At 38.0% G+C, this 11,270-nt stretch carries 10 protein-coding genes and 1 pseudogene; 4 read left to right on the forward strand and 7 right to left on the reverse strand.

Annotated elements, in window-relative coordinates; translation table 11 throughout:
• Window positions 1–140 precede the first annotated feature (140 nt).
• Both H5116_RS19695 and cadR read right to left on the reverse strand, forming a co-directional pair.
• Window positions 141–509 (reverse strand): MerR family transcriptional regulator, encoded by a 369-nt coding sequence (locus H5116_RS19695; protein WP_028834999.1) that lies wholly within the window; start codon window positions 507–509, stop codon window positions 141–143.
• Between the two features lie 51 nt (window positions 510–560).
• Window positions 561–950: a Cd(II)/Pb(II)-responsive transcriptional regulator gene (cadR, locus tag H5116_RS19700; RefSeq protein WP_002962247.1), complete on the reverse strand. Its 390-nt coding sequence runs from the start codon at window positions 948–950 to the stop codon at window positions 561–563.
• A 78-nt stretch (window positions 951–1,028) separates the two neighbouring features.
• On the opposite strand from cadR, the pseudogene H5116_RS19705 reads away from it, so the two are divergent.
• Window positions 1,029–1,759, forward strand: a pseudogene (locus H5116_RS19705) (transglutaminase-like domain-containing protein).
• Window positions 1,746–2,633, forward strand: a complete 888-nt coding sequence (locus tag H5116_RS19710) for a cation diffusion facilitator family transporter (protein ID WP_002962252.1) — start codon at window positions 1,746–1,748, stop codon at window positions 2,631–2,633. Before H5116_RS19705 ends, H5116_RS19710 begins: the two are co-directional and overlap by 14 nt.
• 84 nt (window positions 2,634–2,717) lie before the next feature.
• On the opposite strand, the gene H5116_RS19715 is transcribed toward H5116_RS19710, so the two are convergent.
• The 5 genes from H5116_RS19715 to H5116_RS19735 form a co-directional block, all read right to left on the reverse strand.
• The gene (locus H5116_RS19715; protein ID WP_002962253.1) at window positions 2,718–5,846 is read right to left on the reverse strand and encodes an efflux RND transporter permease subunit; all 3,129 of its coding nucleotides are present in this window, start codon (window positions 5,844–5,846) and stop codon (window positions 2,718–2,720) included.
• Window positions 5,847–5,856: 10 nt separating this feature from the next.
• Entirely contained in the window at window positions 5,857–6,753 is an 897-nt protein-coding gene (locus H5116_RS19720; protein WP_002962254.1) for an efflux RND transporter periplasmic adaptor subunit, read from the reverse strand.
• A 70-nt stretch (window positions 6,754–6,823) separates the two neighbouring features.
• Window positions 6,824–8,116, reverse strand: coding sequence for a TolC family protein (locus tag H5116_RS19725; protein WP_002962255.1), 1,293 nt, complete (start codon window positions 8,114–8,116; stop codon window positions 6,824–6,826).
• Between the two features lie 73 nt (window positions 8,117–8,189).
• On the reverse strand, window positions 8,190–8,486 hold the full coding sequence (locus tag H5116_RS19730) for a hypothetical protein (protein WP_232007049.1): 297 nt from the start codon (window positions 8,484–8,486) through the stop codon (window positions 8,190–8,192).
• 85 nt (window positions 8,487–8,571) lie between these two features.
• Window positions 8,572–9,471 carry a cation transporter gene (locus H5116_RS19735; protein ID WP_002962256.1) on the reverse strand — a complete coding sequence of 300 codons (900 nt, stop codon included), beginning with the start codon at window positions 9,469–9,471 and terminating at the stop codon, window positions 8,572–8,574.
• 156 nt (window positions 9,472–9,627) lie between these two features.
• Between H5116_RS19735 and H5116_RS19740 the strand changes: the two genes are divergently transcribed.
• Window positions 9,628–9,987, forward strand: a complete 360-nt coding sequence (locus H5116_RS19740; protein WP_227006932.1) for a hypothetical protein — start codon at window positions 9,628–9,630, stop codon at window positions 9,985–9,987.
• A gap of 81 nt (window positions 9,988–10,068) precedes the next feature.
• A partial coding sequence (locus H5116_RS19745; RefSeq protein ID WP_182716907.1) for a TolC family protein occupies window positions 10,069–11,270 on the forward strand: 1,202 nt, incomplete at its 3' end.

Raw genomic sequence — 11,270 nt, forward strand, 5'->3', positions numbered from 1 at the left:
GACCTTAATGCAGGGAAGCAGGCCGTGCCGCTAGCCAAACGCCACTAGAGCCTACTCTGTCTAATATTTTATTTATCATTTGAAAGTCTATTGGTTGATATTACCATCATTCTAAACTCCGTATATAAGTACGGAGTCAATCATTTTAATGAATCAATTATGGGGCAATGTGTTGGATCTTCGTTTTGCATACAGGTATTTGTCATATCCACAATTACTTTCTCTAAACGTTGAAGGTCATTAATTTTGTCTCGAATGATTGCTAACTTTTGTCGGCTTAATAGCTCAACTTGAGTGCAGTTGCTGTCCATAGACATTAGCGATTTTATTTCTCTTAACGTAAAGCCGAGCGCTTTGGCTTTTGTGATAAACCTAAGTTGTCCTGCTATTGTTTCGTCATATTGTCTATAACCAGATATTGGTTTTTCAGGTTGTGTAATCAGCCCTTCTCGTTCATAAAAACGAATGGTTTCTACATTTAAATTTAATGATTGTGCTAATTTGCCAATGGTTTACATTATTGCCTTTGTGAATACTACTAATCTAAAGTTATATTTAGTTTAGCTATCCAATGATTTGATGATGCCGCACGCTTCAATTGTATTGTCTGAACCACAAGCACTTGCCATCTGTTGTAATTCAGCTTTAAGCGCCCTTAATTCTTTCATACGTTTATTCACTAGTGCAAGTTGCTGATCAATTAATGCATTAACGCTAGAGCAGCTTTCTTCTGGCTTATTTTTTAATTCGATAAGACGTTTAATATCATTGAGTGATATATCTAGGCTGCGACAATGCTTTACGAATTCCAATTGTTTAAGTGCTTTACTATCATACAGCCTGAAATTACCTTCTGAACGGTTTGGATTTAACAGTAATCCTTCTCTTTCATAATATCTAATCGTTTGTATTGAACAGCCCGATTTTTTTGACAATTCGCCTATTTTCATCAATTTCCCCCAGACATTTGACTCTATAGTTACTATAGGATCTATAGTATAGGTATGCAACGAAAGGGATATATAAAAATGACTGAGAAATATTTAAACAATACGAATATCGTTAATTTTGAACACAAAGATATCCAATCCCTGATCGATCAACGAGGGTGGAAAAATTTGGATAATTTCAACAAAATTGGTGCCGCTTATCAGTTTGTAAAAGATGAAATAATGTTTGGCTATAACAAGAGTGATGATATTTCAGCAAGCGATGTGCTAGCAGATGGTTATGGACAATGTAATACTAAGGGTAATCTGTTAATGGCACTATTGCGTGGACTAGGTATCCAGTGTCGTTTCCAAGGTTTTACCATTGATCAGCAACTATAAAAAGGTGCTATCCTAAGCTTGTATTTTGGTTAGCACCTAAATACATCATTCATAGTTGGGTAGAAGTTTACTTTGAAGGGCGTTGGATAAACTTAGAGGGCTTTATATTGGATGAGCAATACTTAAGCTCACTACAGCAGAAATTTAGCCAAGCAAAAGATGAGTTTTGTGGTTATGGTGTTGCAACAAAGTGCTTATCTTCACCCGGTACGGATTGGCGTGGAGAGGATACCTATATTCAAAAAGAAGGTATTCATGACGACTTTGGGCTTTATGATTCACCAGATAAGTTCTATCTCGAAAAAGGTACTAATCTATCAGGTGTAAAACGTTGGTTGTATCAACGAGTGATCCGACATTTGATTAATATGAATGTATCAAAAATAAGAAATAAAAAAGTACTGGAGGTACAAAATGCACAACCATAGTCACAGTCATCAGCATGGTAAAGACGACCGGATTGGTTGGGCATTTTTCCTTAATGTGATATTTACCATTATCGAATTTATAGGTGGTTGGCTCACAAACAGTACGGCGATAATGGCGGATGCCGTTCACGATCTTGGTGATAGTCTTTCAATAGGTTTTGCGTGGATTTTAAGTCGTTTTTCAGATAAAGAAGCATCAGACAAATTCAGCTATGGTTATCGCCGACTTACACTTTTTGGTGCATTGGTAAATAGTATTGTTTTGATTATCGGCTCTATTTGGGTTTTATTTGAAGCAATACCTAAGCTGTCCAATCCTGAAATGCCTGTAGTTGAGGGGATGTTAGGGCTAGCCATACTCGGTGTTGCCGTAAATGGTTATGCGGTATTCAAATTAAAAGCGGGTGAAACACTAAATGAAAAAGTGCTGACATGGCACCTACTTGAAGATGTACTCGGTTGGGTTGCCGTTCTTATAGTCTCTATTGTATTGTTGTTCGTTGAACTGCCGATATTAGATCCTCTATTATCAATAGGGTTTACGCTGTTTATCTTATTTAACGTTTTCAAAAATCTTAAATCAACATTGGTGCTTTTTCTTCAAGCTGCACCCGATAAAGAGACCCAAGAGCGTATTAAGCAGTCATTAATTGAATTTCCTGAAGTAAATGGTATACACCATATGCATTTTTGGTCACTGGATGGTGAAAGTCACGTTTTAACAGCGCACCTTGAGCTGAGTGACAACTTTGACGTTAAAGAATTAATTAAGCTTAAACAAGAGGTTGCAGCTAAATTATCTTCCTATCATTTATCGCATACGACGATAGAGTTTGAGTTTTTAAATGAAAATTGTAGGGATGAAGCAGAGTAAGTTTTATCAATAAAATTTTGGAGCATACAATATAAAAAGCAGCTTAATTAGGCATAACTTAGTAATTAAGCTGCTTTTTTGCTTTTAGATTTCGTCGGATTGCTGTTTGTTACTCTCAGCGCCATGCGCCCATTGATATAAAATAGGCAATACAAACAAAGTTAAAATGGTAGAAGATACAATACCGCCGATAACAACTGTTGCTAGTGGTCGTTGTACTTCTGCACCAATTCCAGTGTTTAACGCCATTGGAATAAAACCTAAACTTGCGACCAGTGCCGTCATTAAAATAGGTCTTAAACGAATGATGGCACCTTCAATGATCGCTACGTATAGGTCGCCTTTTTCATGCCAAAGATCTCGAATAAAAGCCAACATAACCAAGCCATTTAATACTGCGACACCTGACAATGCAATGAAGCCGACACCTGCCGAAATTGATAAGGGCATGTCTCTTAAATAAAGTGAAAATACGCCCCCTGTTAATGCTAAAGGCACGCCACTGAAAATGATTAATGCATCTTTTAATGAACCAAATGCTATAATCAAAATACCTAGGATAACAACCAATGTTATCGGTACAACTAGGCTTAATCGCTTACTTGCTGATTCTAGTTGTTCAAACGTTCCACCATAATCAAGCCAGTATCCTGCTGGAATTTCTCCTTCCTGATTAATTTTAGCTTTAACTTCTTTTACAAAACCGCCTAAATCTCTACCACGAACATTGACGGTAACCACAACTCTTCTTTTTCCGTTCTCTCGGCTAATCTGCGCGGGTAAAGACTCTGATTTAAGCTCTGCAACTTCTTCAATTGGCACATAGTTACCATTCTCAAGTGGAAGCGGCAGATGCTTCAAGCTATCGATATCCGTTCTTATTTGCTCTGGTAGGCGAACAACTAACTCAAACCGTCTGTCACCTTCATAAATGATCCCCGCAGATTCACCGCCAATCGCAGTGGCAACCCAGTCTTGCAATTCGGTAACGTTCAATCCATACCTACCAAGCGCTTCTCGTTTAGGAATTACTGATAAAGATGGAACACCTGTGACCTGTTCTATTCGAGCATCAGCGGCACCATCCACGGTTTTCACAATATTTAGAATATCTTTTGCGGTAAGTAATAACCGATCCAAATCATCACCAAATATTTTGATGCCGACATCAGCTCTAACGCCAGAAATCAATTCATTGAAACGCATTTGAATAGGCTGAGTGAATTCATAGTTGTTGCCTGGAATGTTTTTCAGTACTTTTTCCATTTCTTCAACTAATTCACTTTTTGGTTTTGAAGGTTCGGCCCATTCTTTACGTGGTTTTAAAATAACAAAGATATCAGCAATACTCGGTGGCATTGGGTCGGTTGCTACTTCTGGTGTGCCAATGCGCGAGAATACTTTATCAACTTCAGGAAACGCTTTAATACGTTGCTCAAGTACTTCTTGCATTTCTACTGATTGCTCTAGGCCAGTCGATGGAATTCTTAATGCCTGTAGTGCAATATCACCTTCATTTAATTGAGGAACAAATTCTGTCCCAAGCGTAGTTGCTAACCAAAGGCTATACCCCATTAACAGCGTTGAGAATGAAACAATAATCCAACGAAATTTCATCGCCATTTTTAACAATGGTTCATAAATAGACTTGGTTGAACGAATAACTACACTTTCTTTTTCGCTGATTTTACCTTTCATAAACACAGCTACAGCAGCAGGAACCAGTGTAACTGAAAGGATCATTGCGGAAATTAACGCCATAACGACAGTTGCCGCCATAGGGTGGAACATTTTCCCTTCAACGCCAGTTAGCGTGAAAATGGGGATGTAAACAACAGTGATAATTGCCACACCAAACAAGCTTGGACGTATCACTTCTGAAGTGGCTTCAAAAACGGTATTTAGGCGTTCTCTTAAGTCTTGCCTATGACCGTTGTGTTGGGCCTGTGCTAACCTACGGACAGAGTTTTCAACGATGATTACAGCCCCGTCCACTATCAAGCCAAAGTCCAATGCGCCGAGACTCATTAAATTGGCAGATACTCCTGCTTGCACCATACCTGTGATTGTCATTAACATGGAAATAGGGATAACAGCAGCGGTAATGAGAGCTGCACGTAAATTTCCAAGTAGAATAAATAACACAACAATAACTAAAAGCGCACCTTCAACGAGGTTTTTGGTAACGGTTGCAATCGCTTTATCTACTAACGTTGTTCTGTCGTAAACAGGCTCTGCGGTAATGCCCTTTGGCAGAGATTTTTGTATTTCGCTGAGCTTATGTTCCACTTCTAAAGCAACGGTGCGAGAATTCTCACCAATCAGCATCATGGTTGTACCAAGCACTGTCTCAATGCCATTACGAGTAGCAGCCCCTGTTCTAAGTTCTTTGCCTATAGCAACATTGGCAACATCACTTATTTTTACAGGAATACCATCGTTCTTTTTGATGATGACATTGAGGATTTCATCCATTGTCGCAAGTTGCCCGATGGAGCGCACTAACACTTGTTGTCCGTTTTGCTCAATATAACCCGCGCCACGGTTATCATTATTTTTACGTAATGCATCAGAAACGTCTTCAAAGCTTACCTGATGAAAAAGTAATTTTTCGGGTTTCGGCGTTATATGATACTGCTTGTTATAGCCGCCGATGCTGTTGACCTCAATGACGCCTTTAACTTGAGCCAATTGCGGTTTAATGATCCAGTCTTGTATTTCTCTTAAGGCAATAGCGGTATAAGGCTCTCCATTAGGCATTTTAGCGTCAGGAGAAGCTTGTACGGTATACATAAATATTTCACCAAGCCCTGTGGAAATAGGACCCATCTCTGGCTCTAAGCCAGAGGGAATAACGCCTTTTATCGCAGCTAATCTTGCATTGATTAAGTTGCGTGCGAAATAAATATCGGTTCCCTCTTCAAAGATAACGGTCACCTGGGATAAACCATATCTTGAAAGAGAGCGGGTGTGAGACAGCTTTGGTAGTCCAGCTAATGCGTTTTCTACTGGAAAAGTTACCCTTTGCTCCGCTTCTAAAGGTGAATAACCGGGGGCAGAGGTATTTATTTGTACCTGTACGTTTGTTATATCTGGAACAGCATCAATGGGAAGTTTTTGATAACTCCACATACCAACGCCGATGATTACCATCAGCAAGCTTAATACTAAATAGCGCCTATTTATTGCAAGACGCAAAATTGATTCAATCATATTGCGTCTCCTAATCGTCGTCTTCTACTTCAGATTTCAAGATATCTGCTTTAATCAGATAACTGTTTTTGTTTACATATTCAGCGTCTTTACTGAGGCCATCAATGACCTCGATATAGTTTTTGTCTGAACGACCAAGGACAAGTGGTGCAAACTCGTACTCTTCATTTTCTTTTACAAAGACACCTAATTGTCCACCTAGCTCTTGTATGGCAACTTTCTCGACCGCTAAATCCACCTCAAATTGGTTTATCTTTACGTTGCCTTTTAATAATTGACCTGACGTTAGCTTTAACTCAGTGTTGTTTAATCGTACCCGTGCTAAAACATAAGGCTGATCTTTAGCTGGAATAATATTAGTGATGACTGAACTGAATGCGTGTTCACCTTGCTCAATATCAACATGCTGACCGACTTTGATTTGATTATATTGGCTGGTAAACACCTTAAATTCAGCCCACAAGGTGTCAAATTTGACGATTTCAAACAAGCTAGTGTTTTGCGTGATACCGCCAATATTTCCATTTCGCTGTAAAACAGTCCCAGAAACAGGCGATGTTATTTTATAAGTATTTAAGCTCTCATTAGATTCAATAACGGCTAATAGATCGCCTTTTTTTACCGTATCACCAACAGTGAAGTTTATTGTCTTTATAACGCCGTTATATCTAGCGCTAACTTGAAATAATTGTTCAGCGCCTATCGTCGTAGAGCCGTATACAGGGATAGTTTGGTTCAACGTTTTTGAAGCTAAATAGGCTGTTTCAACACCAACCTTTTTTGCCATGTTATTGTCGATTTTGCTTATGCCTTCTTCGCCTTCATGTTCATCTTCACTAGCGAAAACACTTTGAATGGGTGATAGATACCCAATAAAAATCAATAGTGCGAGTAAATAGTTTTTCATTTTGAATTCCTAAACGATTCAGTTAATCACTGAATCAATAAATTGTTATTAAACTTAAAGTGATGTTTATTTAGAGTGACAGCGCTTCGTTTGTTAGTTTTTCTATCTCTGCGCCATAAATTAGGGCAGCAGATGCCGCGTCAATAAGGGTTCGCCGAGCATTTAACAGCTCTTGTCTAGCCGATACATAATCAAGATATCCATATCGACCTTTTTGATAGGCGTCTTGAGTATCTTCCAGTGCATCTTCAAGCATTGGGATAACCGACTGCTTTAATGAATTAGCTGTTAATATGGCTTGTTTTCTATTGGAGTATGCTCGTAGTAAGTGATTTCTAAATCTTAACTTAGTCGCCTCTTTCTCTATGGCAACTTGGTCACGCTCTGCTAGCGCACTAGCGATTGCGCCAGAATTTCGCTTTTCAGCAAACAAAGGTAAGCTAAAGCCAGCGACCAGTGCCGTATCATTGGCTTCTTGAGAGCGCCTAACACCAACAGACCATTTGATATTGGCCGTTGACTCTGTTTTAGCCAACTGTAACTCGGCCTCTTTTAGTCGCTGCTCACTTGCATAAACTTGAATAGCAGGGTTTTTCTCTAATTTCGCAAAGAGACTACTAAAATCACTATCATTGCCAAACTGAAACAGATCTCCAGTTACTCTAGAGAATGACACTGATGTTTCTCCCCAGTAAGCTGATAAAGAAAGCTTTAGATATTCCAAGCGCTTTTGTTCAGATTGAAGGGTGAGGTTAGCCTGAGCAATAACTGCTTTTGAGCGTTTCACTTCAGCCTCAGGAGTAGCACCTGCGCGGTTACGCTGAGATACAATCTCTAAGGTTTCTTGTGCTAAGCTCAAAGCATTTTCTGCCAATATAACTCTTTGTTGGGCTGCAAGTACTTCCACGTACTTCTCAGTGACTTGAGCCATTAAATTAAGCGCAGAGACTTCTTTTTCAGCAGTGAGTAGTGTTCTTGATTTTGAAACAATTCCAATCCGCGCTGAGCGTTTATCTCCCATTTCGATAACCGAAGATAGAGCGACTGTTAATTCAGCACTGTCGAATGTATTAAATTCACCTGAGCCTGCAAAGTTCTCAGCTTCAAGCTCTAGTTCATAAGCAGGATTTAAACTTGCGATTTGTTCTCGTCCAATTAATGCCGTTTGCTTGAAATCAAATATTTTAAGTTCTGGATTTTGTTTAAGCGTCCACTGAATTGCCTCTTGAAGGTTTAACTGCTTCTCAAAGGCATAAACATTAAATGTAAAAAGTGACAAAGCGAGAAACGCGATATATTTAAGCCGAGGTGTTACACACCTTAAAATTGCTATCTTGCGATGCACACAGGTATTAAGTGCCATGTATACTTTCCTATAAATTTATATGTGATATTTAGGTCATTAACATTTGACCTTTCTTAATTTTCTATAAAATTTAGGCGTATTTAGGTGGGCGGAATGGCACCGAGATATAGCCTTTTAGCTCAGGGGAAACTAAGGCGTAGGTAGGGAAATATTCTATTGCTTGTAAAATATTACAAGAAGAATCTGTATTTAAAAATAACTGACAGCAGCAACAAAAATTACAATTATCAATTAAAGTTTGGCTATTACCCTCCTCAAATAAATTAGAGCTTTCAGGAGCTTTTAGCGGGGTAATAGACTCAGTTAGTGATATATTAAAAGAACTTTCAATTAAGTTTCCTTCAATCTCTTCTTGCGAAAAAAACACAGACTGCACCGCGATTAAAATCATTATCACGTATGATATATATGGTTTAAAATATGACGGGTGCATTCTTTTAACTACTTTCTACTTAAGACTTTAGCTGTAAGATGCGGCGAGCACCGTTTAAAACGACAACAGCAATAATCAAACCAATCACTAAATCTGGATAACGGCTGCTAGTTACTGTAACTAATAAGCCAGCTAAGATTACACCTACGTTTGCGATTACGTCATTTGCGGAAAAAATCCAACTCGCTTTCATATGAGCGCCGTCTTCTTTGTTGCCAAATATTAAAAACAGACAAGCAATGTTAGCGATTAGTGCTATTCCACCAAATATCATCATTAAAGAAGAGATAGGTTCACTACCGTAAATAAAGCGTCTTACGACTTCACTCAAAGCACCTAGCGCTAGAATAATTTGAAGTACACCAGATATATGTGCCGCTCTAAGTTTCATGCTTATGCTTTTACCGACAGCATATATAGCTAAACCATAAACAGCAGCATCAGCAAACATATCTAATGAGTCGGCAATAAGGCCAGCAGATTGCGCAATAATCCCAGCAATTACTTCTATAAAAAACATGACTCCATTAATGGCTAACAACCATTTTAGCGTTGATGCTTCTTTCATCTCATTTTTTTGGGCTAGATCTTTTGCTTTTGCAGCTTCGGTGCTGCAACTTTCTTTAGTTGATGCCAACTCTGCACCGAGATTGAGTTGTTGTAATTTTTTTGTTATCTCATCTAAATTTTCATCATGAAAAACCTTGACTAAACGGCTAGGAATATCAAATTGCAACCCAACTGAAGGCTCAATTGAGTCAAGTGCTAACCTAATCAATCTCTCTTCTGAAGGACAGTCCATTTGAGGTACTTTAAATGTACTGACAAACGCGCCACTATAGTTATCTAATTGTGTATCAATTTTTACATCTTCATTGGTAGAAGATGATTGACACTGACCACTACATTTTTCTGACATATTTAACACTCCGTAATAATATTAAAATAAGTATAAAATCTATAGTGGCTATAGAGTCAAATAAAAAATTATTTAATGTAAAAGCGTGGAAACTGAATTGAAAAGCTAGTTTAAGAAAATAGTTTCTGCTAGTATTTTAAATACTATATTTAACTGGTGATAACTTTGAACCTTAATGTTGTACTAAAAATGCTCTTGGTTATTTCGATTGTTTTACAATCGTTAACTGCTGTAGCATCCTCAACATCTGAGAATCACCAAATAGATATAGAGCACCTTCAAACTCAACATGATCATGCAGATGATCGAAATGTCTCAAATGATAATGTAGGTGATGAGCAGCATAATGAAAAAGATTGTCATCACTGCGGTCATTGCAGTGGCAGCCACTTATCTTGGATTTTAGTCAGTAATTCAAATACCACGGGCAAACTAAACATTATCAATAAAACGCCTTATCAAATTGATCAAACAAATACTTACCTTGAAGCGATACTTCGCCCACCCATTTCTTAATTAGATTGATTTTTAATGACCTATTTGTCCATGAGAAGGATAAAGGGTTCGTGTTTATAAATTAAAAAATTAAGAAGTTTTATGTATATATTTTTAAAAAATACAGGTTTAACCCTGTCTTTATGCATGGCTGTGAGTTTTTCAGTTGCCACTTATGGCAAACAGAAAAGTATTTCATGGCTAGATAGTCAAATAAATAAAGATCCCGAAGTTGTTGCGGCTAAAGAGTTACTTAATGCAAGTAATCATAGAGCCAAAAGCTTAACTCAAGCCGTATATAACCCAGAGCTTGAAGCAAGCTATGAAAAAGAAGGTGATTTTGATAATTACTCTATTGGTATCAGTCAAACGATAGATTTTTGGGATAAGCAATCAACAAATAAAACCATTGGTGAAATTGATGTTTATGCAAACCAGCAACAATTGTTATCTCTACTCGATTCTAAAAAGGCTAATGCCTTAACTGCATTAGTTAATTGGCAAGCAGCAAAAAAAGCTGCTCAGTTACTTTCAGAAAGAGAAGAGCAATTGCAAACGCTCGTTGGAATTGTTGAAGACAAACGAAAAGCTGGACTTCTAGAGCCACTTGACGCTGAGCTAGTCTATTTAAACTTGTCGCAAATTTTTAGTGAAATATCTGAGTCTCAAATTGCTTTGAAAAATGCAGAGGTAAAGGTTCAGGAGTCATTGCCTGATTGGACGCCTAATACTACCAATTTGTTTTCATTTACTTTTGGAGCAACAAGCTACTCATTTAACTCCCAGTGGGTTGAGGAACATCCAAAAGTTAAACTTGCTAGAGCGAAATGGAAGGGACAACAATCTAAAGCTCAACTAACCACTATGGAATCTAAAGCTAATCCAACCATTGGCGTTAGCGCAGGGAAAAGTGGAGATGAAGACTTGGTTGGTGTGACTTTTTCAATGCCTTTAAACATCAGAAATAACTATACAGATAATGTTAAAGCCGCTTATTCAGAAGCCATTGCAGCCGAGGCGAATTTTCAGTCGGTATATCGAAAGCAGTCTTTTGAAGCAAAAGCTAATTATGAATCGCTTAATGTCAGTAGAAAATATTATGAGCAATGGCAAAAACTGACAAAAGGCAGATTAGATAGCAGCGAAAACTTATTAAATAAGCGCTGGCAAGCTGGTGATATTAATACTTCTGACTACTTACTTGCATTAAATCAACGTGCGGAAGGGCTTCATGCAGGAATACGTTTGGAAAATCAATTCAAGCTTGCAGAAATATCCTTCATTTTAAGTATGGGTCAGTTATC

Origin of the sequence: Pseudoalteromonas sp. SG45-2, assembly GCF_014164115.1 — a bacterium.
GTDB classification, from domain to species: Bacteria; Pseudomonadota; Gammaproteobacteria; order Enterobacterales; family Alteromonadaceae; genus Pseudoalteromonas; species Pseudoalteromonas distincta.